This window comes from Luteimonas terrae, assembly GCF_031457535.1.
Lineage (GTDB): Bacteria > Pseudomonadota > Gammaproteobacteria > Xanthomonadales > Xanthomonadaceae > Luteimonas > Luteimonas terrae_A.
Map to the genome: position 1 here is coordinate 183,760 of NZ_JAVDWO010000005.1, position 26,521 is coordinate 210,280.

28 protein-coding genes are annotated in these 26,521 nt (G+C 66.6%); 11 read left to right on the forward strand and 17 right to left on the reverse strand.

The genetic code is table 11. From position 1 onward, the window contains the following. Positions 1–27: 27 nt before the first annotated feature. The 6 genes from J2W68_RS07785 to J2W68_RS07810 form a co-directional block, all read right to left on the reverse strand. Positions 28–450 (reverse strand): universal stress protein, encoded by a 423-nt coding sequence (locus J2W68_RS07785; protein WP_310154223.1) that lies wholly within the window; start codon positions 448–450, stop codon positions 28–30. A 49-nt stretch (positions 451–499) separates the two neighbouring features. After that, complete coding sequence (locus tag J2W68_RS07790; protein WP_310154226.1) at positions 500–1,294, reverse strand: ferredoxin--NADP reductase; 795 nt, start codon at positions 1,292–1,294, stop codon at positions 500–502. A gap of 131 nt (positions 1,295–1,425) precedes the next feature. Further along, positions 1,426–3,102 carry an ABC1 kinase family protein gene (locus J2W68_RS07795; protein WP_310234299.1) on the reverse strand — a complete coding sequence of 559 codons (1,677 nt, stop codon included), beginning with the start codon at positions 3,100–3,102 and terminating at the stop codon, positions 1,426–1,428. Between the two features lie 146 nt (positions 3,103–3,248). Further along, a complete protein-coding gene (locus J2W68_RS07800; protein ID WP_310234303.1) occupies positions 3,249–5,123 on the reverse strand; it encodes an ABC transporter ATP-binding protein in 1,875 nt (624 codons plus the stop codon). A 42-nt stretch (positions 5,124–5,165) separates the two neighbouring features. Further along, entirely contained in the window at positions 5,166–5,810 is a 645-nt protein-coding gene (locus tag J2W68_RS07805) for a trimeric intracellular cation channel family protein (RefSeq protein ID WP_310234306.1), read from the reverse strand. A 172-nt stretch (positions 5,811–5,982) separates the two neighbouring features. After that, entirely contained in the window at positions 5,983–8,064 is a 2,082-nt protein-coding gene (locus J2W68_RS07810; RefSeq protein WP_310234310.1) for an EAL domain-containing protein, read from the reverse strand. 129 nt (positions 8,065–8,193) lie between these two features. Between J2W68_RS07810 and J2W68_RS07815 the strand changes: the two genes are divergently transcribed. Next, positions 8,194–9,714: a fumarate hydratase gene (locus J2W68_RS07815; protein WP_310234485.1), complete on the forward strand. Its 1,521-nt coding sequence runs from the start codon at positions 8,194–8,196 to the stop codon at positions 9,712–9,714. A 53-nt stretch (positions 9,715–9,767) separates the two neighbouring features. Here J2W68_RS07815 and J2W68_RS07820 read toward each other — a convergent pair whose 3' ends face one another. The 5 genes from J2W68_RS07820 to J2W68_RS07840 form a co-directional block, all read right to left on the reverse strand. After that, entirely contained in the window at positions 9,768–10,148 is a 381-nt protein-coding gene (locus J2W68_RS07820; protein WP_310234313.1) for a hypothetical protein, read from the reverse strand. Positions 10,149–10,159: 11 nt separating this feature from the next. Beyond that, a complete protein-coding gene (locus J2W68_RS07825; protein WP_310234316.1) occupies positions 10,160–11,281 on the reverse strand; it encodes a sterol desaturase family protein in 1,122 nt (373 codons plus the stop codon). Between the two features lie 101 nt (positions 11,282–11,382). Beyond that, positions 11,383–12,537 carry a phospholipase A gene (locus J2W68_RS07830; protein ID WP_310234319.1) on the reverse strand — a complete coding sequence of 385 codons (1,155 nt, stop codon included), beginning with the start codon at positions 12,535–12,537 and terminating at the stop codon, positions 11,383–11,385. A gap of 2 nt (positions 12,538–12,539) precedes the next feature. Continuing rightward, complete coding sequence (locus J2W68_RS07835) at positions 12,540–13,745, reverse strand: mechanosensitive ion channel family protein (RefSeq protein WP_310234321.1); 1,206 nt, start codon at positions 13,743–13,745, stop codon at positions 12,540–12,542. A gap of 43 nt (positions 13,746–13,788) precedes the next feature. Continuing rightward, positions 13,789–14,289, reverse strand: a complete 501-nt coding sequence (locus J2W68_RS07840) for a DUF456 domain-containing protein (protein ID WP_310234323.1) — start codon at positions 14,287–14,289, stop codon at positions 13,789–13,791. 273 nt (positions 14,290–14,562) lie between these two features. Here J2W68_RS07840 and J2W68_RS07845 point away from each other — a divergent pair, with 273 nt between their 5' ends. Beyond that, entirely contained in the window at positions 14,563–14,772 is a 210-nt protein-coding gene (locus J2W68_RS07845) for a cold-shock protein (protein WP_310234325.1), read from the forward strand. Positions 14,773–14,842: 70 nt separating this feature from the next. Here the strand turns inward: J2W68_RS07845 and J2W68_RS07850 are convergent, their stop codons facing one another. Both J2W68_RS07850 and J2W68_RS07855 read right to left on the reverse strand, forming a co-directional pair. Continuing rightward, positions 14,843–15,325, reverse strand: coding sequence for a peptidoglycan-associated outer membrane lipoprotein precursor (locus J2W68_RS07850; protein ID WP_310234327.1), 483 nt, complete (start codon positions 15,323–15,325; stop codon positions 14,843–14,845). Between the two features lie 153 nt (positions 15,326–15,478). Further along, entirely contained in the window at positions 15,479–15,943 is a 465-nt protein-coding gene (locus J2W68_RS07855; RefSeq protein WP_310234330.1) for a hypothetical protein, read from the reverse strand. Positions 15,944–16,022: 79 nt separating this feature from the next. Between J2W68_RS07855 and J2W68_RS07860 the strand changes: the two genes are divergently transcribed. Further along, entirely contained in the window at positions 16,023–16,826 is an 804-nt protein-coding gene (locus tag J2W68_RS07860) for a tRNA threonylcarbamoyladenosine dehydratase (RefSeq protein WP_310234333.1), read from the forward strand. A gap of 14 nt (positions 16,827–16,840) precedes the next feature. Here J2W68_RS07860 and J2W68_RS07865 read toward each other — a convergent pair whose 3' ends face one another. Both J2W68_RS07865 and J2W68_RS07870 read right to left on the reverse strand, forming a co-directional pair. Further along, complete coding sequence (locus tag J2W68_RS07865; RefSeq protein ID WP_310234335.1) at positions 16,841–17,608, reverse strand: TatD family hydrolase; 768 nt, start codon at positions 17,606–17,608, stop codon at positions 16,841–16,843. An 8-nt stretch (positions 17,609–17,616) separates the two neighbouring features. Further along, a complete protein-coding gene (locus tag J2W68_RS07870) occupies positions 17,617–17,856 on the reverse strand; it encodes a DUF6116 family protein (RefSeq protein WP_310154267.1) in 240 nt (79 codons plus the stop codon). A 175-nt stretch (positions 17,857–18,031) separates the two neighbouring features. Here J2W68_RS07870 and J2W68_RS07875 point away from each other — a divergent pair, with 175 nt between their 5' ends. From J2W68_RS07875 to J2W68_RS07895, 5 genes are all read left to right on the forward strand, one after another. After that, on the forward strand, positions 18,032–18,823 hold the full coding sequence (locus tag J2W68_RS07875) for a glycine zipper 2TM domain-containing protein (protein ID WP_310234337.1): 792 nt from the start codon (positions 18,032–18,034) through the stop codon (positions 18,821–18,823). A gap of 128 nt (positions 18,824–18,951) precedes the next feature. Beyond that, the gene (locus J2W68_RS07880; protein WP_310234339.1) at positions 18,952–20,115 is read left to right on the forward strand and encodes an acyl-CoA dehydrogenase family protein; all 1,164 of its coding nucleotides are present in this window, start codon (positions 18,952–18,954) and stop codon (positions 20,113–20,115) included. A 78-nt stretch (positions 20,116–20,193) separates the two neighbouring features. After that, positions 20,194–20,745 carry a GNAT family N-acetyltransferase gene (locus J2W68_RS07885; RefSeq protein WP_310234341.1) on the forward strand — a complete coding sequence of 184 codons (552 nt, stop codon included), beginning with the start codon at positions 20,194–20,196 and terminating at the stop codon, positions 20,743–20,745. Further along, on the forward strand, positions 20,742–21,392 hold the full coding sequence (locus J2W68_RS07890) for a glutathione S-transferase family protein (RefSeq protein ID WP_310234344.1): 651 nt from the start codon (positions 20,742–20,744) through the stop codon (positions 21,390–21,392). The genes J2W68_RS07885 and J2W68_RS07890 overlap by 4 nt, the downstream gene beginning before the upstream one ends. A gap of 10 nt (positions 21,393–21,402) precedes the next feature. Continuing rightward, on the forward strand, positions 21,403–23,673 hold the full coding sequence (locus J2W68_RS07895; RefSeq protein WP_310234347.1) for a transketolase C-terminal domain-containing protein: 2,271 nt from the start codon (positions 21,403–21,405) through the stop codon (positions 23,671–23,673). Positions 23,674–23,906: 233 nt separating this feature from the next. Here the strand turns inward: J2W68_RS07895 and J2W68_RS07900 are convergent, their stop codons facing one another. Both J2W68_RS07900 and J2W68_RS07905 read right to left on the reverse strand, forming a co-directional pair. Next, complete coding sequence (locus tag J2W68_RS07900; protein ID WP_310234349.1) at positions 23,907–24,404, reverse strand: OmpA family protein; 498 nt, start codon at positions 24,402–24,404, stop codon at positions 23,907–23,909. A 167-nt stretch (positions 24,405–24,571) separates the two neighbouring features. After that, positions 24,572–25,369 (reverse strand): YgfZ/GcvT domain-containing protein, encoded by a 798-nt coding sequence (locus J2W68_RS07905; protein WP_310234352.1) that lies wholly within the window; start codon positions 25,367–25,369, stop codon positions 24,572–24,574. Between the two features lie 103 nt (positions 25,370–25,472). Between J2W68_RS07905 and J2W68_RS07910 the strand changes: the two genes are divergently transcribed. The 3 genes from J2W68_RS07910 to sdhD all read left to right on the forward strand — a co-directional run bounded on the left by J2W68_RS07910 (position 25,473) and on the right by sdhD (position 26,518). Further along, a complete protein-coding gene (locus tag J2W68_RS07910; protein WP_430539693.1) occupies positions 25,473–25,625 on the forward strand; it encodes a DUF1674 domain-containing protein in 153 nt (50 codons plus the stop codon). Between the two features lie 81 nt (positions 25,626–25,706). Then, positions 25,707–26,102 (forward strand): succinate dehydrogenase, cytochrome b556 subunit, encoded by a 396-nt coding sequence (sdhC, locus tag J2W68_RS07915; protein ID WP_310154290.1) that lies wholly within the window; start codon positions 25,707–25,709, stop codon positions 26,100–26,102. After that, entirely contained in the window at positions 26,099–26,518 is a 420-nt protein-coding gene (gene sdhD, locus J2W68_RS07920; protein ID WP_310234354.1) for a succinate dehydrogenase, hydrophobic membrane anchor protein, read from the forward strand. The genes sdhC and sdhD overlap by 4 nt, the downstream gene beginning before the upstream one ends. The last annotated feature ends 3 nt before the right edge of the window (positions 26,519–26,521 follow it).

Sequence of the window (26,521 nt, forward strand, 5' to 3'; positions counted from 1 at the left end):
CGTCAGTACGGCAGCGCAGGCTCTGCGTCAGCGCACGACGGTCACCGGAATCGTGGTCTGGGCGATGACCTTGCTCGAGACGGATCCGAGCAGTACGCCCTTCACTGCGCTCCGGCCGTGGGAGCCCATCACCAGCAGATCGACCTTGCGCTTGGCGGCGACCGCCAGGATGGTTTCGGCGATCTCGCCGGTTGCAGCGACTTCCTCCACCGCCACCTGGCTGCGCCCCAGCGCCTTGCGAGCGGTCTTGAAGACATGCGCGTGGTTGTCGGCGTGATAGGCCTGCACGGCCTCCTTGCCGATGCGCCGCTCCACGCCCGGAAACACCGGCGGATCGACGTGCAGCACGGTGACGCTCGAGGCTGCCGTGGACTGTTTGGCGAGCTTGAGGGCGAACTTCAAGGCGCGCGAACTGATGTCGCTGCCGTCGACGGTCACGAGAATTTTCATGGGCCGCTCCAGTGGATGATGCGTGGAGTGTAAGGCCTGCTTGCCGCAGCTACTTCTCGACGAACGCGCGCTCGAAGACATATTGGCCCGGCGTGCCAATGCGCGGCGCGGCCTCGAAGCCGCGGGCGTCGAGCAACTGGCGGAAATCGGCCAGCATCTGCGGGCTGCCGCAGATCATCGCGCGGTCGTGTTCGGGATCGAGCGGCGGCAGGCCGAGGTCCGACGCCATGCGGCCGCTGTCGAGCAGTTCCGTGAGGCGCCCGCGGTGGCTGCGACCGTTGAAGTCGAAGTCCTCGCGGGTCACGGCGGGGTAGTACAGCAGCTGCTTCGACATCTGCTCGCCGAGAAACTCGTGGTGCGGCAGTTCGTTGACGATGTAGTCGCGGTAGGCCAGATCCTGCGGCGTGCGCACGCCGTGGGTCACGATGACCTTGTCGAAACGCTCGTAGGTCTCGGGATCCTTAATCACCGACAGCCAAGGCGCGAAGCCGGTGCCGGTGCCCAGCAGATACAGGTTCCGGCCCGGATGCAGGTCGTGGATCAGCAGCGTGCCGGTCGGTTTGCGGCCGATCAGCACCTGGTCGCCCGGTTGGATGTGCTGCAGGCGCGAGGTCAGCGGGCCGTTGTCGACCTTGATGCTGAAGAATTCCAGCTGCTCTTCCCAGTTCGCGCTGGCGATCGAATACGCACGCAGGATCGGCTTGCCTTCGGTTTCCAGCCCGATCATCACGAACTGGCCGTTCTCGAAGCGGAAGCCATCGTCGCGGGTGGTGGTGAAGCTGAAGTAGGCGTCCGTCCAGTGACGGACATCCAGCACCGTTTCGGTGCCAAAGGCGGCTGACATAAGCGGAAAGGCGACGCGGGGAAGCCGCGCATGATACCAGCGATGAGACCGGTTCTCATTCTGCTGGCGCGGCGCCGGGCGGACATGGCGTTCCACCCGGGCCTTGCGCGTACGCGCCAGACTGGGCGGCGTCAGTTCGGCCCGCGTTCCTCGTTGGGCTTCGCGCGCCTGTCGCCCAGCAGCGCGCTGAGCACGATCGCGATACCGAGACCGGCGCCGGTCAAAAACAGCAGCAGCGCGATCGCCGGATAGCCGAACAATCGCGGGCCGCCGGGGTTGTCCATCATCATCGCCGAGGCCAGGATCAGCGCCGCAGTGACGATGCCGGCCGCGATGCGGTTGGCGATCTTGTGCAGGCTTTCGAGCAGATGCGATTCCTCGAGCCCGGTCAGGCGCACGCGCAGACGGTTTTCCGACAGCAGCGACAGCACGTTCGACACCTTGCGCGGCGCGTCGCGCACCAGTTCCTGCATGTCCATCAACTCGCTGGCGAGGTTCGCCGGCGACAGCGATTTGCGCAGGCGCTGGCGCATCATGTTGTTGAGGTGATCCTCGACGACGCGCTTCATGTCGAGATCGGGATCGAGCGCCTGCACCACCGATTCGAGGTGCAGCAGCGTCTTGCCCAGCAGACTCATTTCCGGCGCCGTGCGCAGGCCACAGGCCGTGGCCAGGCGCACGAGGTCGAGCATCAACCGGCCTTCGGTCTGCCCGGTCGCGCCGGATTGCGCGGCGTAGCGCGCGACCAGCTGGCCGACATCGCGGTAGTAACGGCCTTCATCGAAGTCTTCCAGCCGCGTGCCCATCGCGATGCCTTCGGCCGCCACCTGCTCGCCGCGTCCGTCGACCGCCGCGAACAGCAGCTTGAGCAGGCGCTCGCGGGTACGCGGCGGCACGTGCGCGACCATGCCCAGATCCAGCAGGGCGAGGCGCCCGTCGCGGGTGAACAACAGGTTGCCCGGATGCGGGTCGGCGTGGATCTCGCCGTGCACGAACACCTGGTCGAGATAACCGTGCAGCAGTTCGGTCGCCAACGGCGCCATATCGCGCTCGGTGCGCTGCAGGCCGGTGATGTCGGTGACCTTGGTGCCTTCCACCAGCTCCATCGTCAGCACGCGGGCGCGGGTGAGATCCCAGATCGGCTTGGGCACGAACAGCGCGGGATAGGCGACGAAATGCGCGTCGAAGCGGTCGAGGTTCTCGGCCTCGATGCGGTAGTCGAGTTCGGCCAGCAGCGTGCGCCGGAACTCGTGCACCCAGTCGGCGAAGCGGATGCGACGGCCGACCTCGGTCACGCGGTCCACGCCGCCGGCGAGCCGGGCGAGGGTATCGAGATCGTCGCGGATCTGTTCGGTGATGCCCGGGCGCTGCACCTTCACCGCGACCTTGCGGCCATCGCGCAGCGTCGCGCGATGCACCTGCGCCAGTGACGCGCTGCCGAGCGGCTTCTCGTCGAAACTCTCGAAGATCTTGCTGATGCGCACGCCCAGCGCATCCTCGATTGCTTCGTGGATGACCTCGAACGGCAGCGGCGCCACGTTGTCCTGCATGCGCTCCAGCGCGACGAGATACGCCGGCGGGACCATGTCCGGCCGCGTCGACAAGGCCTGGCCGATCTTGATGAAGGTCGGACCCAGCGCTTCGAGATCGTCGACGAAGGCCTCGGGCTTGCCGGGTTCGCCTTCTGGCGCCGCATCCGCCGTGGCCGGGTCGAATTCGAGTCCCGACAACACCCCCGCACTGCGATATTTCATCAGGAATCGCAGGATCTGCGCATGACGCGCAAGGGCGCGGCTGGTGTCGGTCATTCGGTCTACTCCGTTGGTCGCATGCAGCGTACGCAGGCGGCCGTCAAGAGCGACTCACGACCGCTGTCCGTGTAGGAGCGCGCTTGCGCGCGAGGGCATTTCCGGCAACGCCCCATCGCGCGCCAGCGCGCTCCTACAGATGCGAATCAGCGGTATCCGGCAGCCTGCAGTTCGAACAGTTCGGCATAGCGTCCGCCCTGCGTCATTAGCTCAGCGTGGGTACCGCTGGCCTCGATGCGACCCTGTTCGAGCACGAGGATCCGGTCGGCCATGCGCACGCTGGAGAAGCGGTGCGAGATCAGCACGGCGGTGCGGTCGTCCGACAGCTCCTTGAAGCGGCGGAACACCTCGAACTCGCTGCGCGCATCCAGCGCCGCGGTCGGTTCGTCGAGGATCATCACCTGCGCCTCGCGCATGTAGGCGCGGGCGATCGCGATCTTCTGCCACTGGCCGCCCGACAGATCCACGCCGGTCTTGAAGCGCCGGCCGATCAGCTGGTCGTAGCCGTCGGGCAGGCCGGCGATGAGCTCGTCGGCCATCGAGCGGCGCGCGGCGTCCTGGATGCGTGACGCGTCGCCCATGGCTTCGATGCGGCCGACGCCGATGTTCTCGCCGGCGGTCAGGTGGTAGCGCACGAAATCCTGGAAGATCACACCGGTATTCGCGCGCAGCGCATCGAGGTCGTAGTCGCGCAGGTCGCGGCCGTCGAGCAGGATGCGGCCCTCGTCGGGGTCGTAGAGTCGCGCCAGCAGTTTGACCAGGGTGGTCTTGCCGGCGCCGTTCTCGCCGACCAGCGCCAGCACTTCGCCGGCCTCCAAGGTGAAGTCGAGATGCCGCACCGCCCAGCGCTGCGCGCCCGGATAGCGGAAGCCGACGTTCTCGAACTTGAAGCCTTCGCGGATCGGCTGTGGGAACGGCACCGGATCGGCGGGCGAGGTGATCTCGGGTTCGATCGCGAAGAACGAGAACAGGTCGTCGAGATACAGCGCCTGGCCGGCGACCTGCGAGAACCCCACCAGCAGACTTTCCAGCAACTGGCGCAGGCGCCGGAAGCTGCCGGCGAGGAAGGTCAGATCGCCGATCGTGAAGTCGCCGCGCACCGTGCGCCACGCGATGTAGGCGTAAGCGACGTAGTAGCCCAGGGTGCCGAGTGCGGCCAGCAGCGTGCCCCAGACCGCACGCCTGCGCGCGAGCGAGCGGTTGGCGCGGAAGAAACCATCGGCGAGCGTGCGGTAGCGGTCGATCAGGAACCGGTGCAGGCCGAAGATCTTGACCTCTTTCGCGGTCTCGAGGCTTGCGCCGGTCTGGCGCACGTATTCGAGCTGGCGTCGCTCGGGCGTCCACTGGAAGTTGAGCGTGTAGCCGAGCGCGTTGAAGTGCGACTCGCCGATGAACGCCGGGATCAGCGCGATCGCCAGCAGCAGGATCAGCCACGGCGCGTACACCATCAAGCCGATCGCGAAGCTCACGACGGTGATCGCGTCCTGTACCTGGCCGAACAGCTGGCCCATCAGGTTCATGCGGCCCATGGTCTGGCGGCGCGCGCGGTCGAGCTTGTCCTGCAGCTCGGGATCCTCGAAGTCTTCGAGATCCAGCGTCGCCGCGTGTTCCATCAGGCGCACGCTGGTCGCGTTGGTGAACAGCTCCGACAGCAGGTTGTCGGCGTAGCTGACCATGCGGCCGAGCAGGTCGGAGACGATCGCCAAGCCGAATTCCAACACGAGCAGCCAGGCCAGATGATCCAGCGCGCCGCCATGCCAGGCGGTGGCGAGATCGTCAAAGGCCACGCCCGCGCCGACCAGCCGGATCGCCTCGTCGATGATCAGCTTGCCGATGTAGAGCATCACCACCGGCAGGAACGCGCGGATCAGGCGCAGGCCCAGGCTGGTCAGCGTCAGGCCGGGGCTGGTCTGCCAGATCAGCTTCAGGAACGGGCGCAGATTGCGCATCGCGTTGAAGCGTTCGCGCAGACTCGGACGTTGCGCGTTGGCGGCGGCGCGCGTGGGAGCGGGGGTCGACATGGGCGCTATCGTATGCGGACGCGTGGCAGACGGTTGGGACCGTCAGCGCATTGCATCAGGCGGCTCGCCATCGCCGCCGGACTGCAGCGCCACCGGCAGGTGCCAGCCGAAGCGCAGCGCCATCATCCGCAGACCGAAGCACAGCAGGGCGCCCGCGATCGCGCAGGGCATCGGCGGCCATTGCAGCCAGTGCCCGACGGCGACCACCGCCGCGCCGGCGAACGCTGCGACCGCATAGAGTTCGGCGCGCAGTACCAGCGGCACCTGCGCCAGCAACACGTCGCGAGCGATGCCGCCGCCGATGCCGGTGAGCATGCCCAGCCCGGCCGCCATCGGCGGCGGCACGCCGAAATCCAGCGCCTTCTGCGTGCCGGCGACGGCGAACAGGGCGAGCCCCATCGCATCGAACATCCGTACCGGCTGCTGTAGGCGCTCGATCAGCGGCGCCCAGGCGAAGCTGATCACGCCGGCCGCCAGGGTGATCGCCGGATAGCGCCAGTCGCTGAGCGCGGCGACCGGGGTCGCGCCGATCAGCACGTCGCGGGTCATGCCGCCGGCCGTCGCGGCCGCGAATGCCACGACCAGCACGCCGAACAGGTCCAGCCGACGGCGTACGCCGAGCATCGCGCCGCTGAGGGCGAACACGAAGGTGCCGATCAGGTCGAGCACCAGGACCAGAAATTCCATCCCGGCATTGTGCCCGTCAGGTAGATGCCGCGTCATATCTTGAGGCGCGGGCGCGGGCGCGGGCGCGGGCGCGGGCCAGGTGGCGGGGTTCTACGCCAGCGTCCGAGCCTGCCGTGACCTGCGGCAGGTCCTGATCCACGCGCATGTGCGCCCAAGGGCACAGGTCGTCGGGTTACTCCAGCAGCGTCGGCCGCGCCAGCGCGTAGCCCTGGGCGTAGTCGACCCCGATCTCGCGCAGGCGAGATACGATCCGCTCGTCCTCGGCGAACTCCGCGATCGTGCGCAGGCCCATGACATGACCGATGTGGTTGATCGCCTCGACCATGGCCTGATCGATCGGGTCGACCAGGAGGTCGCGAACGAAGCCGCCGTCGATCTTGAGGAAGTCGACCGGCAGGTGTTTCAGATAGGCGAACGACGACATGCCGCTGCCGAAATCGTCCAGCGCGAATGCACAACCCAGGGCCTTGAGTTCCACCATCAGGGCGGACGCATGGGCCAGGTTGCCGATGGCGGCGGTCTCGGTGAGCTCGAAGCAGATGCGGGCAGGATCGACCCCGCTGCGCTCGAATGCCTCGCGCACGTCGGCGGCCAGCGACTCGTCGGCCAGCGACGCCCCGGACAGATTGATCGCGTACACACGGTTTCCAGCCTCGCCCTCGCGAGCGATGCGGGCAAGCACCGTCCGGATCACCCAGCGGTCGAGTGTCGGCATCAGGCCGTAGCGTTCGGCGGCGGGGATGAAGGCCATCGGCATCACCGTGCTGCCGTCGGTGTCGCGGAGCCGCAGCAGTACCTCGTGATGGAGGATCTGCCCGTCCTGCAGCGAATAGATCGGCTGTGCATGCAGCAACAGGCGGTCTTCCTCGAGCGCACGGTTGATGCGTCCGATCCACTCCATCTCGCCATGCCGGCGCACAATCGCCTCGTCCTGCGGCTGGTAGATATGCACGCGGTTGCGTCCGCGGTCCTTGGCGACATAGCAGGCGGCATCCGCGGTGCTGAGGATCTCGATTGGCGTCATGCTGGCGTCGCGGAAATCCACCTGGCCGATGCTGACCGCAACGGGAAACCGCTTGTCCTTCCAGCTGAAAGCGAGGTCCGACGCCGCGCGCCGTAGGGCATCGGCCGTGGCGCGCGAGACTTCGGGCGCGCTGTCCTCGAGCAGCACGCCGAACTCGTCGCCGCCCAGCCGGGCAAGCACGTCGCGCTTGCGCAACGTGGCCTTGAGCACCGTTGCCACCTGGCGCAACAGCTCGTCGCCAGCCGTGTGGCCGCAGGTATCGTTCACCACCTTGAACTGGTCCATGTCCAGATACAGCAGCGAATGGCATGAGCCGTCCTGGCTCGCGCTTCGAAGCGCGGCGCGAAGCCGCCGATTGAATTCGGTGCGGTTGACGAGTCCAGTCAGCGGATCATGGCGCGCCTGGTAACTGATCTCCGCAGCCATGCGCCGTGACGGAGACACGTCGCGGAACGCGATCACCGCGCCGCTCGGGCGCTCGCTGCGATCGGTGAGCGGGGCGACGGATCCTTCGATGGAGAACACCTCGCCGTCGCGCCGAACGAGCAGGGTGCAGTCGCCAAGCTGCAGCGTGGCGTGGTCCTCGACGGCGCGCGCGACCAGGGCAAGCGTGGTGGTGCTGTCCTCCTCGACGAGCTGCAGAACATCGCTGCAGCTTCGCCCCAGTGCATCCTCGTGCCGCCAACCTGACAATTGCTCGGCCGCCGCGTTGAGGAAGGTGATGGTGCCGGCGGCGTCAGTGGTGACCACCCCGTCGGCGATCGATCGCAGCGTGGTCTGCGCCCGCCCGCGTTCGTCCGACAACGCGTCTTCGGCGCGCTTGCGCGGACTGATATCGCGGAAGAAGCCGACGAACAGGCGCCTGCCTTCGATCTCGAAGTCTGCGAACGAAATGTCGACCGGCACGTCGCGACCATCGGCGTGGACGGCAACCATCTCGATCGCCCGCCAGTCCAGGGTCCGTATGCCGCTCTCGAGATACCGGCGCATGGCGCGTCGATGCGCCTCGCGGTAATGCGGCGGCTGGAGGATCGCGAGGTTCTGGCCCACCAGCGCCTCAGGCGCATAGCCCAGCACCTCGCGCGAGGCAGGATTGGCGGACACGACGGTGCAGTCGACATCGAGGATCAGCACCGCATCGGTCGTCGTTTCCCACAGGGCGCTGTAGAGCTGCTCGACCTGCGGCGTGAGCGGACGAAACGGAGATGGCGACAGTGGCGCTGCGGTCATTGGATGTCGCTCTGAACTGGCCTCAAGTTCGCGCCAATCCGCGCGCCGGCTCTCTCGACCGGAACCGTGGGGGCCGGGAGCAGGGCCTGAAGCTACACTATCGGCTCCCAGCCTGAGGCCTTGAGCGCCGTGACCCAGATCCGCCAGGAAGATTTGATCCAGTCCATCGCCGATGCCCTGCAATACATCAGCTACTACCACCCGGTCGACTACATCAAGAACCTCGCCGCCGCCTACGAGCGCGAGGAATCGCCGGCCGCGAAGGACGCGATCGCGCAGATCCTGATCAATTCGCGTATGTGCGCCGAAGGCCACAGGCCGATCTGCCAGGACACCGGCATCGTCACCGTGTTCCTTGAAGTCGGCATGTCGGTGCGTTGGGACGACGCGACGATGGGCGTTGAGGACATGGTCAACGAGGGCGTGCGCCGCGCCTACGCATATCCGGATAACAAGCTGCGCGCTTCGGTGCTGGCTGATCCCGCAGGCAAGCGCATCAATACGAAGGACAACACCCCGGGCGTGGTCAACGTCAAGATCGTGCCCGGCAATACCGTCGACGTGATCGTTGCGGCCAAGGGCGGCGGCTCGGAAGCGAAGTCGAAGTTCGCGATGCTCAATCCGTCGGATTCGGTCGTCGACTGGGTGCTCAAGACCGTGCCGACCATGGGCGCCGGCTGGTGCCCGCCGGGCATGCTCGGCATCGGCATCGGCGGCACCGCCGAGAAGGCGATGCTGCTGGCCAAGGAAGCGCTGATGGAGCCGATCAACATCGTCGACCTGCAGGCCCGCGGCGCGTCGAACCGCGCCGAGGAACTGCGGCTGGAGCTCTTTGAGAAGGTCAATGCGCTCGGCATCGGCGCGCAGGGCCTGGGCGGTCTGACCACGGTGCTCGACATCAAGGTCAAGGATTTCCCGACCCACGCAGCGAATCTGCCGGTCGCGCTGATCCCGAACTGCGCAGCGACGCGCCACGCGCACTTCACGCTCGACGGCAGCGGCCCGGTGATGCTCGATTCGCCATCGCTGGCCGACTGGCCGGAGCTGACCTACAACCCGACCGGCGCGCGCCGCGTCGATCTCGACACGGTCACGCCGGAAGAAGTCACCACGTTCAAGCCGGGCGAGGTGCTGCTGCTGAGCGGCAAGCTGCTGACCGGCCGCGACGCCGCACACAAGCGCATGGTCGAGATGCTCGACCGCGGCGAGACGCTGCCGGTCGACCTCAAGGGGCGCTTCATCTACTACGTCGGCCCGGTCGATCCGGTGCGCGATGAAGTCGTCGGCCCCGCCGGCCCGACCACCGCGACGCGCATGGACAAGTTCACCGACCAGATCCTCGAACAGACCGGTCTGCTGGGCATGGTCGGCAAGGCCGAGCGCGGCCCGACCGCGATCGAGGCGATCAAGAAGCACCAGTCGGTCTATCTGATGGCCGTCGGCGGCTCGGCGTATCTGGTGTCGAAGGCAATCAAGGCGGCGAAGGTGCTCGCGTTCGAAGATCTCGGCATGGAAGCGATCTACGAATTCGAAGTGCAGGACATGCCGGTCACCGTCGCCGTCGATTCGGCCGGCACCTCGGTGCACGAGACCGGTCCGCGCGAGTGGAAGGCACGCATCGGCGGGATTCCGGTGGTCGAGATCGCCTGATCCGCTCGACCGTTCGAAACGCGACGGCGCCTGCGGGCGCCGTCGTCGTCCGGTCAGGGGTCGAGCATCTTCGCGCCGCATTGCAGCGCGCACATCAGCCTGTCTTCGCGGCAATGCGCGGTGTTCGGCACCGAACCCTGGCATGCGCCCATGCTCTGCTTGGCTTCGCAGGCGTGCACGGTGCGATCGTCGACCGCACGGTCGACACAGGTCTGCACCTCACCGCTGTTGTCGCAACTTCGCGCGATGCTCTGCGCCTGGCTTGTCTCATCGAAAGAACACCGGGCTAGCACCGCATCGCACACCGCGACGCACGCGAGGCCTTCGGGCGACGTCGGCAGTAGCAGGCGCGGTTCGGTCGCGCAGGCTGCGAGCAGTCCCAGGACGAGCGCGCCGACACCGGCACGCGTGGTGTTACGGAACGTGCGCGTCATGCCCTGTGTCCTCAGTCCACGAACTCGTCGAAGGTCTTTTTCCGCCGGAACGGCATCAGATGCTGCTCGACGATGCCCTGCGGCACGGTCTCCAGTTTCATGACGCCGTATTCCTCCGGCCACTGCGCTTGGTCGCGCGGCAGCTTGAACGTGCCCATCAGCATGTCGATCAAGGGCAGATGGATCGCGTAGTTGACGTCGACATAGTCCTGCTGCCGGGCGTGGTGCCAGTGGTGATAGCGCGGCAGCACCAGCAGGTATTCGAGCCAGCCGAAACGCACGCCGATGTTGGCGTGGGCGAGGACGGCCTGCAGGCCGACGAGAATCACGTAGGCATTGACCGCCGGCGTGGAGAAGCCCAGCACCAGCAGTGGCAACAGCACGAAGCTGCGCGTGAGCACGATTTCGACGAAGTGGATGCGGGAGCCGGCGAGCCAGTCCATCTCGCGACTGGAATGGTGCACGGCGTGGAAGCGCCAGAGCCACGGCACGTTGTGATACGCGCGGTGCAGCAGGGCCTGCGCCATGTCGGCGACGAACACCGCGATCAGGAACTGCGCCCAGACCGGCAGCGACTGGATCGCGTCCTTGAGCGCCGGAAATGCCGCCAATCCGGCGATCATTGAGGTGGAGGCGGTCACCAGGATCAGGATGAACTGCACCAGCACATGGCTCATGAAGAAGTAGGCGATGTCGGTGCGCCATCCGCGGCGCAGCGGCGACATGCGGCGCTTGCCGAGGTAACGCTCCAGCGGCACGAACACCAACGCGGAGAAGAACAGCGAGATCACGAACCAGTCCAGCCCCAGCGAGTAGGGCGTCTCGCCAATGCTGTCGAACTGCACGTTGCTGCCACCGAGCAGCACGGCGAGCGTCGCGCTGCCGACCCCGACCGTCGCGATGCGCTTGTTGCGATCACGCAGGATCGCCAGCGTTCCCAGGATGAAGGCCGCGACCAGCCCAACCAGCAGGAGGTGTCGTGCGAAATCTTCGTTGTAGACCGCGCGGAATTCGCGGCTGGTCAGCAGGTCGGGAAAGTGGAAGCAGACGACGCCAAACACGCTGAGCAGGCCCAGCAGGGCCGATGCATAGGCGAAGAACGAGCGGCGGGGGCGTTCAGCGGTAGCGTCCATGCATAAACCGGGCGGCGGGAGATGCTGCCGAGCATAGGGCAGATCGCGCCGTCGCCGCCCGGGTGAGGCGACGACGGCGTCCGGTCGTCAGTGGACGTGCCTCAGAACCAGTCGAGCAGCGAAATGCCCAGGCCGACGTATGTGGCTTTATGGTTGTAGTCGATCAGGCTTTCGCCGTAGCCGTTGAACACCTGCAGGTGGCCACGAAAATTGCGGTGGATCGGGAAGCCCCAGTCGAACTGCAGCGCGCCGCGCGAGCGTTCGCCGCCGCGCAGCGTATGCCGGCCCATCAGCGTATACATGTGACCACCGCGGACGTGGGTCAGGGTCATGTCGCCGCGCCCCATGTAGTCCTCGATATCCGGATTGTCGTCCTCGCTGCCGTCCGAGATGCGCACCCACGGACGTACCACGAGCGCCCAGTCATCGCGGTCGAATCCGAAATTGAACATCACCCGGTTCCAGCTGCGCGACAGCGGATCGCCGCGCCCGTTGGACTGGTGGTTGACGCCGATCGCGGCCATGCGGCCATGCCAGCCGCCGGGCAGGCTATAGCCGTTGCGGAAGACCATCAGCACTTCGGGTTCGTAATTGGTCTCGCGAAACGGGCGCGACTCCTCGGTGTTGTAGACCTGCCACCGCGAGCTCTGGGTGTAGCCCATCCAGATGTCGCCATTGCTGCCGAACAGGTTTTCGACCGCCTTGGTCTTGAAGCTCAGCTGGAACTTCGCTTCCAGGCTGTCGAGCCCCTGGGGCGTGGTCACCGTGTTGTCCGGATTCGGCGATGACGGCGTCTGGTTGACGTCGGAGGTCCAGAAGGCCGGCAACAGATAGACCGGCTTGTAGGCCCGCATATTGAAGATGCCGAGCTTGGAGTCCTTGGCCAGTTCCCAGCGACTGTCGAGCAGCGAGCCCTGGCCGACGTTGGCGATCGCGTTGGCGAGGTGGTCGCCGCCATCGTGGGCATAAAGACTGTGCGATGCGGTGCCCTCGGCCAGCGCGTCCGCGCGTAGGGCCGGATCCCTGCGTAACTCGCGTGCGACGGCGGCCTCGGTGTCGGCCTGCTCCGGCGTACGCGCAGCCCGTCCGGTCATGGTGTCGAAGCAGGCCAGGCGCTGGGCGTCCTGCTCGAGCGCAACGCAGGCGTCGAGGCTCGCCGGCGCGGTGGGGGCGAGCCTCGGTCCTTCGGGCACCTGCGCATGGGCAAGACTGGAAGCTGCAGCCAAAGCAGCGGGAAACAGGTAGGCGGGTCGCATGATCAGGTCGCGTCCTTGAGCGTGAGGAGGTTGCGTTCGTCGGTACTCTGCACCTCGGCGACCTGGCGGTCGATATCCCGGTTGACCGAGGTGTCGACGCCAGCGCTGGTGGCTGGCTCCTGATCGGCGAGCGCCGGAGTGGCGGTCGCTTCGTCTTTGGCCAGCACCACATGTGTCGTGGTCTTCGGCCCTTGTATCCCTTCGCGCCAGAACGCGCCCTTCACAAGGCGAATCGCCTCGCTGCGGGTCTTGCCTAGATCGCTATGGCGCTGGTCCACCCAGCCGAAGAAACGCAGCACGCTGCCGCTGGCGCCGAACTCGACCACGGTCCACGACGGCGCAGGGTCGGTCAGCACGTCCGCGATGCTGGCGATCTCCTCCATGGCGATCGCGTGCGCCTTGCGGATCGACTGGCTGGCATCGATGCTGAAGGTGAAATCGAAGCGCCGCTTCGGGTTGCTGGTGTAATTGAGGATGACGGCCTTGAACACCAGCGCATTGGGCAGGCGCAACTCGTTGCCTTCCAGCGTGATCAGGGTCATCGCCCGCGCGCTGAGCGCCGCCACCTTGCCTTCGTAGCTGTCGATCCTGACCAGCTCGCCGGGTTCGAACGGCCGTCTCAGGCTCAGCAGGATGCCGGCGATGTAGTTCTCGGCGATGTCCTTGAACGCGAAGCCCAGCGCTAGGCCCAACACGCCGGCCGATCCCAGCATCGCGCCGACCAGTGCCGTGGCGTTGAGCAGATCCAGTGCGACGAGAAAGCCGATCAGCAGGATCACCGCACGGACCGCGCGCCGCATCAGACCATCCAGGTAAGGATTGCGCGTGCGCAGGCGCAGCCAATGCAGCCGTTGCGAGACGAAGCCTCCGATCCACGAGGCCGCGAACACGATCAGCGCAGCGGCCAGCAGCAGCGGCAGGTTGGCGAGGAGGCGAAGTACCCGAAGTTCGGCTTCGTCGTAGACCTGTTCCAGACGGGTGCGCACATCGACTTCATCGACGACGCTGTCGTGCACCGTCGCGGCAGCGGCAGGGGGGGCAGGGACTGGCTGCGCGGCAGGTGCTGCGCCAACGGCCGACGTCGACACGCCGGGCGCGGCTGCATGGACCGGTGCGGCGAGCGCGCCTGCCAGCAGCGCGATGAGGACGTAGCCTGTCACGCGGGTCAGGCGCGCCGGGAAAAGCTTGGGCAGGGGGACATCGTGCATGTTGCAGTCGTTCGCGTGCGGTCGAAGCGCGACGATAGTGCACTCACCACCACCAGGCGAATGCAAAGACCGCCAGCATCAGCACCGCAAGGGCAAGCTTGAGTGCCACGCCGATCGCGATGCCCACCCAGGTGCCGATACCGACCCGGGTCGCCTGGCCGAGCCCGCCCGGGCGCAGATCGCGACGACTGATCAGCTCGCCGATCACCGCGCCGACGAAGGGACCGGCGAACAGGCCCGGTAGTCCGAAGAACAGGCCAACGAAGGTGCCGATGATCGTGCCGACCAACGCGAGCCGACTGGCGCCCACCCGTTTCGCGCCGACCGCCGTCGCCCAGAAATCCACCGCGAACGACACCGCCGTCAACACGCCGAGCGTGACCAGCGACCAGACGCCGACGCGCTCGAAACCATCCGCCCAGGCCGCAAGCAGCATGCCGGCAAACATCAAGGGCACGCCGGGCAGGGCAGGCAATACGACACCTGCCAGACCGATCAGGACGAGCAGCGCCGCCAGGATGTAGAACAGCGCACTCAGATCCATGTTTCAACTCCACGTAAGAGCGTCTGTGCAACGTTCTGATGACCGGAAAAAGCTGGGGAAACCCCGGATTGCATTTTCATAAACAGCGGGGTACTTTCCAACCGCTGTGTTTGTCAAGGTCACCGTGAACCGTGACCCTGCGTAAAGTAGATTCGTGTTGGCTCGTCCCACCCGGTCCGCTGCATCGTCGCACCCGTGTTCTCCTTGCAACCAGCCGCCGCATCCGGCGTTCCATCGATCAACTATCGAATCGTTCCAGGGAGAGAGAGCAACATGGCAGATCGCGAAAACGGTACCGTCAAGTGGTTCAATGACGCCAAGGGCTTCGGCTTCATCAGCCGCGAAAGTGGTGAAGACGTATTCGTACATTTCCGCGCCATCCAGGGCACCGGCTTCAAATCGCTGCAGGAGGGCCAGCAGGTCTCGTTCGAAGTGGTGCAGGGCCAGAAGGGTCTGCAGGCGGACGCTGTCACGCCGCTCTGATCCCGACGGATTCGAGCCAGAAAAAACCCGGCCTGTGCCGGGTTTTTTCTTTCCGCGTTTGCGTTGCCGATCAGTAGGCGTAGGCCTGACCGTTCTGCACGCGCACGTTCGAGCCTTCGCGCAGACCACTGACGTCGCCCTGCGACAGCACCGTCGTCCGGCCGTCCTGCATGCGCACATGGACGTTGTACTGGTTGCCCCCTTCGGTGCGGTTCTGGATTGCATTGCCGGCGACTGCGCCACCGACCGCGCCTGCACCGATCGCGACATTGCGACGGCCTTCGCTGTCGGTGTTGCGACGCGCGAGCTCCTTTGCAGCCACCGCACCGACAACGCCGCCGATCAGCGGCCCGGCGATGTTGGGGTTGCTGTTGCCACGGATGGTCTCGATCCGGGTAACGGTGCCGCAGTCGTAACAATTTGCGGGACGGCCGTAGCCGCTGTTGCCATACCCGCTGTTGCCATAGCCGGACGAGGATCCGGGCGAGGTGGCGCAGCCGGCGAGGGCAACGGATGCGGCCAGTACGGCGGTTCCGATCAGACCAGTCTTCATGGGGCAAACCTCCGGTGCTTCAGAGCATTCTTCAGGGAGCGCGGGCGTGATCGACCCGACGCGCCAACGCTAGGCAGGTCAGCGTGAATGCCGTAGCAATTCGGCCAGCGCGAACGGAAACGTGCAGCGTTCGTTCAGTCGGATCACACTGGCTCAGCCGCGCATCTCCTGATGGCAAGCGCGACAGGTGTCGTCGATCGTATCGATCGTCGTGCGCAGGCCGGCACACGCCGTCGGCGGCACTGCGAGCGCGGCATCGAGCGTGCGACGCGTATCGGTCGCATGCGCCACGAAGCCGCGATGGTCGCGCAGATCGGGGAATGCCGGTTCGAGATCGTTCGACAATGCCCGCATCGTCTGCAGATGCGGAAGGATGTCGGAGGTCGTGCACCGGTTCGCATCCAGGGTCCGCGACAGCTGGGCCATCTGCGCCTGGTAGAGCTGCATGAGCGCTGCGGGATACCGGTCCTGCCAAGTTTTGCGAGCCTCGACCGCCCGCAGCATCACCACGATCAACACGACACCCATCAGCAGACCGATCGCGAACACCACCAGATAGCCTGCCGCCGACGAAGGCGCGCGGGGTGGCGGGGTGGCAGACGGAGGTGTCGGGGACATCGCGGATTCCTGGCGGGCTGCTCGGCGGCGCGACCTTAGCATGCGGCCGCACGGCCCCCGCCACCGTTAAACTGCGCGCATGGACGAAGACGCACGCGCACGCTTTTCCGGCATCGAACGCCTGTACGGGCAGGGCAGCGTCACGCGCCTGCTGCAGCGACATGTCGCGGTCGTCGGTCTGGGCGGCGTCGGCTCGTGGGTGGCCGAAGCGCTGGCGCGGACCGGCGTCGGCGCGCTGACGCTGATCGATGCCGACGATATCTGCGTCTCCAATACCAATCGTCAATTGCCGGCATTGGCAGGACAGTACGGTCGCAACAAGGCCGAGGCGATGGCCGAGCGCTGCCGCGCGATCAATCCATCAATGGAACTGCATGCCGTGCAGGCCTTCGTGACGCCGACCAATCTGGAAGAAATGCTGGGCGGCGGTTTCGATCTCGTCGTCGATGCCTGCGACAGCTTCCGCAGCAAGGTCGAACTGATCGCCTGGTGCCGTCGCCGCAAGTTGCCGGTGATCACCGTCGGCGCCGCCGGTGGTCGCATCGATCCGACTCTGGTGCGCGTACGCGACCTGTCGCGCACCGAACACGACGCGATGTTGGCGCTGATCCGCAAAAAGCTGCGCGCGGAGTTCAATTTTCCGAAGACCGCCAAGCGCTATTTCGGGGTGTCGGCGATCTATTCGCTGGAGAACGTGCGCTACCCGCAAGCGGACGGCACGGTCTGCGGCATCCGTCCGCAGCTCGCTCCGGATGCGGCGCTGAATCTCCATTGCGGCAGCGGTCTGGGCGCGGCGACGCACATCACCGGCGCCTTCGCGTTCGCGGCCGTGGGCCGCGCGATCGAACTGCTGCTCAAGCCTTCGGCTAACGCTGCAGTCTGAGCTCACGTTTCAGTTCAGTCCGCTGCGATCCGGAACAGCGCCAGCGCATTGCGCGAGGTCTGCGCCGCGACTTCGTCGGGCGTGATGCCCCGCAGCTGCGCCACCACGTCGCGGATGCGCGTCAACCGTGAGGGCTCGTTGCGCTGGCCGCGGTGATCGGCGTCGGGCTGGTCGGGCGCGTCGGTTTCGAGCAGGAGCTGTTCAAGCGGAATCTCCGCGACCACGCGATGCAGGCGCTTCGCGCGCGCATAGGTCAGCGGCCCGCCGAGCCCGATCAGAAAGCCGATCTTCCACAATTGCGTCGCCTGTTCGGGGCTGCCGCTGAAGCTGTGGACGACGCCGCGCAGCCCATCGAAGCGACGCAGCAGGCCGATCGTCTCCTCCATCGCGCGTCGCGCGTGCACGATCACCGGCAGGTCGTGCGCTTGCGCGAGCCGCAGCTGGCCTTCGAAATAGTGCAGCTGCGCGTCTGCATCGAGGCCTTCGACGAAATGATCCAGCCCGCATTCGCCGATCGCGACTGGTCGTTCGCGTTCGACCCACTCGGCGAGTGCATCCAGGTGCGCGGGCTGGTGATGCCGGAAGAAAGTGGGATGCAGGCCGTACGTCGCGTGCAGGCCAGGGGTCGCGGCGCAGACAGCACGCAGCTTCGGCCAGGCCTCGGCGTGGGTCGCCGGGATGACCTGGTGCGCAATGCCGGCCCGCCGCGCACGCGCAACCACTGCGTCGCGATCGGGATCGAACTCGGGCGCGTCCAGATGGCAGTGGCTGTCGACCAGCATGGCAGTGCTCAGGAGCGACGCGCCTCGCCGTCCAGAGGCGGGCGGGGCGCTTCGTCGCCCGGCTTGGGCGCGCGCTTGCGCTTGGCCAGCACCACGGTCGCCAGGCCCAGCAGCACCTCGTCGATCAGGATGATCGGGTCGGGAATCAGCAGGTTCACCCCGAACAGCACGGCGGTGACCATGAAGATGCGCGGATAGCTCAACCGCGACAGCCAGGCGATAAGCGGGACGGACAGGGGATTACGCACGGCGGCCTCCAGCGGCGGGGTTCACAACAGCAAATGGACGCTAGCACGCGCTTGTGCAACCACGGTTTAGCGGGTCCTCAGGCTGGAGGGTCATATTCCGGGGGCTGTTCAGCATGCGAATGCTGCAATCGGCACCAAGAACGCAACAGGCCGTCCAGGTCGAAAGGAGAGAGCGATGAAGAGCAACACGATCGCGATTGCATTGGCTTCCCTGCTCGTGGGCGGCGTGGCCGTCGGCGCGTATCACAACAGCCGCGATGCGGTCGATCCGGTTGCCGGCGCGGATGTACCCGGCGCCATCGACGCGAAAACCGGCGAGCCTATCGGCACCGCAACCGATGCGCTGGACTATGCCGACGTCGTCGACGTCCGCCCGGTCACCGAAACCGGCGAACTCTACGCGACCGTGCTCGGCAGCGAGCCGATCCGCGAAACCATGACCAGCAGCTCGCCGCGTGAGGTTTGCGAAGACGTGGTGGTGCAGGAGCGGCTTCCGGAACGCGACGGCAACGTCGGCGGCACCGTGGCCGGTGCGCTGATCGGCGGCCTGGTCGGCAACCAGGTCGGCAGCGGCAACGGCCGCAAACTGGCGACTGCCGCCGGCGCGACTGCCGGTGGCTTCGTGGGCAACCGGGTCGATCGCAACCATGTCGGCGGCCGGGTCGTGGAGCGCGTCGATCGCCAGTGCCGCACGGTGCAGGATTCGTCGCAGTCCTCGCGTGTCGTGGCCTATAACGTCAGCTACCGCAACCCGGATGGCACCACGGGCTCGATGCGCACAGACGCCAAGCCGGGCAACCGCATCCTGCTGGGCGATGAAGAGCGCACGGTCGGCTACGACGTGACCTACGTCTACGACGGTACGGAGCGCACGATCCGCATGGACGAGCGTCCGGAGGAGCGTCTGCCGGTCATCAACGGCCGGATCATGACGGCCGCGATGGAGTCGTCGGCCGAGCGCCAGTAACGATTCACCGCGTGATCGCGTGACCCGAAGGGCCGGCCAATGCCGGCCCTTCGCACGTCCGGGCCCTGGTCGGCACGCGATCGTTGCCCTAGATACAATCAGCCCATCACCCTCCGGGACGATCCGCCATGGCCCTGCATCCCTACGATCTCTACGACGTGCGCTCGCTGTTGTCCGACGAGGAGCGTGCAGTACAGGATGCGGTGGCGCGTTTCACCGACGAACGCGTGCTGCCGATCATCGGTGACTGCTTCGACCAGGCGCGCTTCCCGAACGAACTGGTTCCCGAGATGGCCGGTCTCGGCCTGCTCGGCGCGACCTTGCCGGAAGAGTACGGCTGCGCCGGGCTTAATTCGGTCAGCTACGGCCTGATCTGCCAGGAGCTCGAGCGCGGCGACTCGGGTTTGCGCAGCTTCGCCAGCGTGCAATCCTCGTTGTGCATGTATCCGATCTTTGCCTACGGCTCCGAGGCGCAGCGCCGGCGTTGGCTGCCCGACATGGCCAAGGGCGAGGTCATCGGCTGCTTCGGCTTGACCGAGGCGCATGGCGGCTCGGATCCGGCGAACATGAAGACCCACGCCAAGCGCGACGGCGACGATTGGGTGCTCTCCGGTTCCAAGATGTGGATCACCAACGGCAATCTGGCCCACGTGGCGATCGTCTGGGCGCAGACCGACGAGGGCATCCAGGGGTTCCTGGTCGAGAAGGACTTCGCCGGCTTCAACGCCCAGGAGATCAAGCACAAGATGAGCCTGCGCGCGTCGGTGACCAGCGCGCTGTATTTTGATGGCGTGCGCGTGCCGGAGGCCAACCGCCTGCCGAACGTCAAAGGCTTGAAGGGCCCGCTCGGGTGCTTGACTCAGGCGCGCTACGGCATCACCTGGGGACCGATCGGCGCGGCGATCGCCTGTCTCGACGAGGCGCTCAATTACTCCAAGGAACGCATCCTGTTCGAGCGCCCGGTCGCGGCGACGCAGAGTGCGCAGATCAAGATGGCCGACTGGGCGCGCCGCATCACCAGTGCACAGCTGCTGTCGCTGCAGCTCGGCCGTCTGAAGGACGCCGGCAACATGCAGCCCACGCAGGTGTCGCTGGCGAAGTGGAATAATTGCCGCATGGCGATCGACATTGCGCGCGAAGCGCGTGACCTGCTGGGCGGCGCCGGTATCACCACCGAACACTGTCCGATCCGTCATGCGCTCAATCTCGAATCGGTGATCACCTACGAGGGCACCGAGACCGTGCACCAGCTCGTTGTCGGGCGTGAGCTGACCGGCATCAACGCGTTCTGAAGAAAACCGGCTGGCCGATCGCCGGTGCGAGATGATCCGGCGCCGGTCCGCTGCGAAGACGTTCCAGGAGGCCGCGACGTGTCGTATCCGGATGTCCAGCTCGAAACCGAACGCCTGCTTCTGCGCTTGCCGCGGATCGAGGATTTCGAGCGCTACGCTGAACTGAGAGCCGACGAGGCCGCCTGCCGCCATATCGGCGGGCACCTGCCGCGCGGTGCGGCGTGGCGCAGATTCCTGCAGATGCCGGGCGCCTGGGCCGTGCAGGGCTTCGCGATGTTCTCGGTGATCGAGAAATCCAGCGGTCACTGGGTCGGACAGGCGGGGCCGTGGAAGCCGGAAGGCTGGCCCGGGAACGAGATCGGCTACGTCTTCCATCCCGATGCTTGGGGGCGCGGCTACGCGTTCGAATCCGCGGTGGCCGCGATCGATTGGGCATTCGATTCGCTCAGCTGGGACGAGATCGTCCACTGCATCGCGCCAGACAACGTGGCCTCGCAGAGAGTCGCGCAGCGCCTGGGCTCGACCCTGCGCGGACCGGTGCGCCTGCCGCCGCCGGCGCACGAGGCCGCGGTCGAACTCTGGGGCCAGACGCGCGCCGAGTGGCAGGCGGGCAGGACGTCCCGGGGATGACGACCGTCTACGGGTACTCGCCGTCCGGCAACTGCCACAAGGTGCGTTTGCTGCTCGAACAACTTGGCCGGCCCTACACGTGGATCGAAACCGACAGCAGTCGCGGCGAGACGCGCACGCGGGCGTATCTGGCGAAGAATCCGAACGGCCAGGTGCCGATGCTGGAGCTCGACGACGGTCGCGTCCTGGTCGAATCGAACGCGATCCTGTGTTTCCTCGCCGCCGGCACGTCGTTGTTGCCGACCGATCCCTGGCAGCACGCGCACGCGCAGGCGCTGCGCTGGATGTTCTTCGAGCAGTACAGCCATGAGCCCGCGATCGCGGTTGCGCGTTTCATCCGCGGCTGGACCGACGCCGGCTCGCCGCGCCGCTCTGAACTGTCGGCGCTGCAGGCGCGTGGCCATCGCGCGTTGAAGGTGATGGACGGCCATCTCGCTGGCGGTGCCACCTGGTTTTCCGGCGATGTCTACGGTGTCGCCGACATCGCGCTGTTCGCCTACACCGCCGTCGCGCCCGACGGCGGCTTCGACCTGACCCGGTATCCGGCGTTGCGCGATTGGCTCGCGCGCGTGCGCGGCACGCCGGGTTTCATCGACATGCCGGCGCCCGCGCCGGTCAACGCCGCGAGGCTCGCGGCCACGGACTGAAGGTGACTCGATGTTCGCAGTCGTTCCCGATCCGATCCCCGCCCGCATGAAGGGGCTCAACCGCGCCGAGATCTGCGACGCGAATTTCCAGCAGTTCGTTCGCGAGTGGGAGGGCCCGCGCGACGCGGCGCCGGCCGACGACGAAGCGATCCTCTCCGGCAGCACACTCGATGCGCGCAGCTTCCGCGAGCTGTTCGAATCGCAGCTGATCAGCCGACATCTCGATCTGATGGCGCGCGTGCTGCGCGTGCAGAACAAGGTTTTCTACACGATCGGTTCCAGCGGCCACGAGGGCAACGCGATGGTCGCGCGCGCCACACGGCATACCGATCCGGCCTTCCTGCACTACCGCAGCGGCGGCTTCATGGCCGAGCGGTTCCGCAAGGTGCCGGGCATGGATCCTGTGATGGATTCGGCGCTGTCGTTCGCCGCCAGTGCGGACGATCCGGCGAGCGGCGGTCGTCACAAGGTGTGGGGCAGCAAGCCGTTGTGGGTGCTGCCGCAGACCTCGACGATCGCCTCGCACCTGCCCAAGGCGCTCGGCACCGCGATCGCGATCGAGCACGCGCGCCGCATCGGCCATGCGCTGCCGGTGCCTGCCGACAGCATCGTGGTGTGCTCGTTCGGCGATGCGTCGAGCAATCACGCGACCGCGCAGACCGCGTTCAACGCGGCGGCCTACACCGCGTACCAGAAGCTGCCTGCGCCGGTATTGTTCGTCTGCGAGGACAACGGCATCGGTATTTCGGTGCGAACGCCGGATGGGTGGATCGCACGCAACTTCGCGCACCGGCCGGATCTCGACTACTTCGCCGCCGATGGTCTCGATCTGGCTTCGGGTTACGGCGAGGTCGAACGCGCGGTCGCGCACTGCCGTCGCACACGACGGCCGACCTTCCTGCATCTGCGGACCACGCGGCTCATGGGCCACGCGGGCACCGATTTCGAGATCGAGTGGCGCGCGCTGGCGGAACTGTGTGCGGTCGAGGCCAGTGATCCCTTGCTGCGCAGCGCCGCGATCGCACTCGAATCCGGCCTGCTGTCGAAGGGCGCGTTGCTGGAGCTCTATGAAGCCATGCGCGTGCGCTGCTTCGCCGCGGCGGAAGACGCCGACAGCCGTCCGCGACTGACCCGGCTCGATGATGTGATGGCGCCGCTCGCGCCGTACTCGCCCGGGCCGGTCCACGATGAGGCCACGCGCGTTCCCGACGCGGCCGCACGCATCGCGGCCTTCGGCAGCGAGGCCGCGCTGCCGGAACGCCTGCCGGCCAGGCATCTGGCGGTGCAGATCAACCAGGCTCTCCACGACCTGTTCGTGAAGTATCCCGAAGCGTTGCTGTTCGGTGAGGACGTCGCGCAGAAGGGTGGCGTCTACACCGTGACCAAGGGCTTGCAGAAAGCCTTCGGCGGCCGACGCGTGTTCAATACCTTGCTCGACGAAACCACGATCCTCGGTCTGGCGCAGGGCTTCGCCAACATGGGCATGCTCCCGCTGCCGGAGATCCAGTACCTTGCGTACTTCCACAATGCCGGCGACCAGATCCGCGGCGAGGCCGCCAGCCTGCAGTTCTTCAGCAACGGGCAGTACCGCAACCCGATGGTCGTGCGGATCGCATCGCTGGGTTATCAGCGCGGATTCGGCGGGCATTTCCACAACGACAACTCGATTGCGGCACTGCGCGACATTCCCGGCATCGTCATCGGCTGCCCCTCGCGTGGCGACGACGCAGCGACAATGCTGCGCACGCTCACCGCGATGGCCAAGGTCGACGGCCGGGTCTGCCTGTTCCTCGAACCGATCGCGCTGTACATGACCAAGGATCTGTACGCCGCAGGCGACGGCGGCTGGTCGACGACGTACCCGACGCCGGACCAGGCGATGCCGTTCGGCGAAGCGCGCGTCTACGATGGCGACGCGACCGATCTGGTCGTGCTGACGTTCGGCAATGGTGTGCCGATGAGCCTGCGCGCCGCGCGGCTTATCGAGGCCGAGCGTGGCTGGAAGGTGCGCGTAGTCGATCTGCGCTGGCTGCTGCCGCTCAACGAAGGCGAGATCGCCCGCCATGTCGGCGAATGCGCACGCGTGCTGGTGGTCGACGAGGGGCGTCGCAGTGCGGGCGTAGGCGAGGGCATCGTCACCGCGATCGCGGAAGCGGGCTTCGGCGACACCCCGCTGCGGCGCGTGGCGGGTGCCGATACGTTCACGCCGCTGGCAGCAGCGGCGTTGCTGGTGATTCCGTCGGAGGCGGACATCGTCGCGACGGCATTGACGATGACGTGAGGGATCGCCTTGAGGCGATGCTGGCGCTTGCGTAGAACAGTCCTCCCCCTTGCGGGGGAGGGGCGGGTGCGGGCGACCTGTCAGTGCCGTGGACGCGTCATCGAGCGCGACAAGCGCACGAAGTGTTCGCTCGCTTTGAGTTGCGCGCTAACCGTTCGCCCCCATCGCATCCTTCCACCCGCGAAGGGAGCAATGCCTCGAAACGCTGGGGAGGGCTCTACGCGTCGGTCGAATCAGTCCGCCAACCGCACCCGCACTTCCACGCGCCGGTTCGGCGCCAGGCACGTGATCAACGCCTGACCGCGCTCCGACTCACACTCGACTACCGGCTCCACATCGCCGCGCCCGACCGCCGTGATGCGGTCCGACGGCACGCCGTGCTCGACCAGATAATCGCGGACGGCTTCGGCGCGGCGGTTCGACAGGCGCAGGTTGCCCTGGCGGTTACCGATGCGGTCGCTGTGTCCGATGACGTGGACGACGTCGAGACTGCGGCCAGCCAGGCGGCCCGCGAGCGTGTCGAGCGCGTCGCGGCCGGCCGGGCTGATATCGCGGATGTCCGCCTTGCCGAATGCGAACAGGCCGTCGGCGTCGAGTTGCTCGACGAACGCGGTCGGCTCGGGCGGTGCTGGCGCGGCGGATTCCTGCACCGGCGCCGAGCTTGCGCAGGCAGCGAGTACACACGTGACCACGGATGCGGCAAGCGCCGCGGACAACGAACTGTGTTTCATGACGACTCCTTGGATGGTTCCCTGACCCATGTCCCCGCACCGGCGAAAGCCCGTTTGGCGACGGTTTCGACATTCCCTTGGGCGCGTGCGCCCCCTGTCGCGGCCGAGCATAGCAGCCGGATCACGACATTCGAATGCGGGTGAGCGGGGCGGTGAATCCGCTGGGATCAGCGGGCGAGGCCGTCCAGCAGCGGTGTATCGACGACATCGATGCCGCCGATCTGCAGCGGCACATCCAGGCGTTCGAGCGGCAGCACGGCCAGCACAAGATCGCCGGCGACGGACACGACCTTGCCTTGCACCTGCTCGCCGGTCCGCACGTCTTCGCCAGCTGCGGCATCAGGCGCGCCGCGCAGGACGGCCAGGCCGCGCTTCGCCTGTCCGAGGAAGTGCGTGCGCGCGACGATCTCCTGTCCGGGATAGCAGCCCTTGGCGACGCTGAAGGCGCGCAGGCGTTCCAGCGACAGCTGCTGCGGCGTCCACTGCTCGCGCTGCGCCGCGTCCAGGCGGGGCAGGCCGTGGGTGATGTCGAAGGCGCGCCAGCGGCGTTGCGCATCCGGATCGACTGCGATCACCGGATCGGCTTCGCGCAGGGAGAGGGTGCGCGGCTCCGATAGCGAGCCGAGATCCAGCTCGGTCACGGAGGCGTCGATCGAGGCACTCGCACCGCGCGCAATCGACGGCAATGCGAACTGTCCCATCGCAGAAACGCCACTGCGCACCTCGATCGAGACCTTGCTGCGGAAGACGTAGCGTTTCAACGATGTCGCCAATGCAGCGATATCGGCGTCGAGCACGATCAGGTCGAGCCGCTCTGCGCTGTGCCGCAAGACGGCGAACAGGGCGATCACGCGCCCTTTCGGGGTCAACCAACCGCTCCACTGCCACTGTCCGTCGCCAAGCGTCGCCACATCGCTCATGAACTGCGCCTGCGCGAATGCGATGCAATCGCGTCCGTGAAGCATCAGTGACGCGATGTCCGGAAGCGCGAATGCAGGGCCTGAGGTGGATTGCAGCTTGTCTGACATGCCTGTGGGAACTAAAATTGAACGAATGACCAACCCGGACATCATAGGCGAGCAGACGGACACGCCGTCGTCGACGCCTGCGGAAATGCCTGTTCCGGCATCGCCGCCCGCTGAAGAGATCGGAGGCCGCGAGGGCCTCGATCCGACGCGCTATGGCGACTGGGAAAAGAACGGTCGTTGCATCGATTTCTGATCTGTCACGTCGTGTCTGGCGGGCAGATCCGCAGTACCAGCCACGCGGCGAGACGCCGCCAGCGAGGAGAGCACTACAACGATGGCACACCGTAACCGTCCTCTGTCACCGTTCATGCTCGGCACGCTGTATCGCCTGCAGATCACATCGGTGATGTCCCTGATGCACCGGGTCACCGGCATCATCGCCTCGGTCGGTGCATTCGGCCTCGCCTGGTGGTTGCTGGCCGTCGCCCAAGGCGGCGACGCCTACGCGAATGCGTCGGCCTGCCTCGCCTCGCCGCTGGGCACGCTCGCACTCGCGGCGTTCTCGTTCGCGCTGGTCTATCACCTGCTCAATGGCATCCGCCACCTGATGTGGGATGCGGGCATGGGCTTCGAACTGCCGGAGGTCTATCGCTCCGGGTACACCGTGATCACGCTGGCCGTCGTGCTGACCGCCGTGATCTGGTTCATTGCATTGCGGGGTGGCGCATGAGCGAGTCGAAGACACCGGTCGAGGTCGTGCGCCAGCGCGATTTCCGCACGCCGGTCGGTCGTGCACGCGGCCTGGGCTCGGGCAAGACCGGGACCGGTCATTTCTGGTGGCAGCGCGTGACCGCCGTGGCGCTGGTACCGCTGGTCGCATGGTTCATCGGCACGCTGGTGTCGCTGGCCGGCGCCGACCTCGGCACCGTGCAGACCGTCATCGCGCGTCCGTTCAACGCGATCGCCTTCGCGCTCTTCGCGATCGCCATGTTCTGGCACGCCAAGCTCGGCCTGCAGGTGATCATCGAGGACTACATCCACCAGCGCGCGCTGGAGGTCAGTCTCCAGCTCCTCGTCACATTCGCCTGCGCCGCTGGCGCGCTCGCATCGCTGTACGCGATTGCGCGCATCGCACTGCTGGGCTGAGAA

Bases quoted from the DNA above. Each gene is read 5' to 3' on its own strand.
- J2W68_RS07785 (WP_310154223.1), bottom strand. From the start codon at position 450: ATGAAAATTCTCGTGACCGTCGACGGCAGCGACATCAGTTCGCGCGCC.
- J2W68_RS07790 (WP_310154226.1), bottom strand. From the start codon at position 1,294: ATGTCAGCCGCCTTTGGCACCGAAACGGTGCTGGATGTCCGTCACTGG.
- J2W68_RS07795 (WP_310234299.1), bottom strand. From the start codon at position 3,102: ATGACCGACACCAGCCGCGCCCTTGCGCGTCATGCGCAGATCCTGCGA.
- J2W68_RS07800 (WP_310234303.1), bottom strand. From the start codon at position 5,123: ATGTCGACCCCCGCTCCCACGCGCGCCGCCGCCAACGCGCAACGTCCG.
- J2W68_RS07805 (WP_310234306.1), bottom strand. From the start codon at position 5,810: ATGGAATTTCTGGTCCTGGTGCTCGACCTGATCGGCACCTTCGTGTTC.
- J2W68_RS07810 (WP_310234310.1), bottom strand. From the start codon at position 8,064: ATGACCGCAGCGCCACTGTCGCCATCTCCGTTTCGTCCGCTCACGCCG.
- J2W68_RS07820 (WP_310234313.1), bottom strand. From the start codon at position 10,148: ATGACGCGCACGTTCCGTAACACCACGCGTGCCGGTGTCGGCGCGCTC.
- J2W68_RS07825 (WP_310234316.1), bottom strand. From the start codon at position 11,281: ATGGACGCTACCGCTGAACGCCCCCGCCGCTCGTTCTTCGCCTATGCA.
- J2W68_RS07830 (WP_310234319.1), bottom strand. From the start codon at position 12,537: ATGCGACCCGCCTACCTGTTTCCCGCTGCTTTGGCTGCAGCTTCCAGT.
- J2W68_RS07835 (WP_310234321.1), bottom strand. From the start codon at position 13,745: ATGCACGATGTCCCCCTGCCCAAGCTTTTCCCGGCGCGCCTGACCCGC.
- J2W68_RS07840 (WP_310234323.1), bottom strand. From the start codon at position 14,289: ATGGATCTGAGTGCGCTGTTCTACATCCTGGCGGCGCTGCTCGTCCTG.
- J2W68_RS07845 (WP_310234325.1), top strand. From the start codon at position 14,563: ATGGCAGATCGCGAAAACGGTACCGTCAAGTGGTTCAATGACGCCAAG.
- J2W68_RS07850 (WP_310234327.1), bottom strand. From the start codon at position 15,325: ATGAAGACTGGTCTGATCGGAACCGCCGTACTGGCCGCATCCGTTGCC.
- J2W68_RS07855 (WP_310234330.1), bottom strand. From the start codon at position 15,943: ATGTCCCCGACACCTCCGTCTGCCACCCCGCCACCCCGCGCGCCTTCG.
- J2W68_RS07860 (WP_310234333.1), top strand. From the start codon at position 16,023: ATGGACGAAGACGCACGCGCACGCTTTTCCGGCATCGAACGCCTGTAC.
- J2W68_RS07865 (WP_310234335.1), bottom strand. From the start codon at position 17,608: ATGCTGGTCGACAGCCACTGCCATCTGGACGCGCCCGAGTTCGATCCC.
- J2W68_RS07875 (WP_310234337.1), top strand. From the start codon at position 18,032: ATGAAGAGCAACACGATCGCGATTGCATTGGCTTCCCTGCTCGTGGGC.
- J2W68_RS07880 (WP_310234339.1), top strand. From the start codon at position 18,952: ATGGCCCTGCATCCCTACGATCTCTACGACGTGCGCTCGCTGTTGTCC.
- J2W68_RS07890 (WP_310234344.1), top strand. From the start codon at position 20,742: ATGACGACCGTCTACGGGTACTCGCCGTCCGGCAACTGCCACAAGGTG.
- J2W68_RS07895 (WP_310234347.1), top strand. From the start codon at position 21,403: ATGTTCGCAGTCGTTCCCGATCCGATCCCCGCCCGCATGAAGGGGCTC.
- J2W68_RS07900 (WP_310234349.1), bottom strand. From the start codon at position 24,404: ATGAAACACAGTTCGTTGTCCGCGGCGCTTGCCGCATCCGTGGTCACG.
- J2W68_RS07905 (WP_310234352.1), bottom strand. From the start codon at position 25,369: ATGCTTCACGGACGCGATTGCATCGCATTCGCGCAGGCGCAGTTCATG.
- sdhC (WP_310154290.1), top strand. From the start codon at position 25,707: ATGGCACACCGTAACCGTCCTCTGTCACCGTTCATGCTCGGCACGCTG.
- sdhD (WP_310234354.1), top strand. From the start codon at position 26,099: ATGAGCGAGTCGAAGACACCGGTCGAGGTCGTGCGCCAGCGCGATTTC.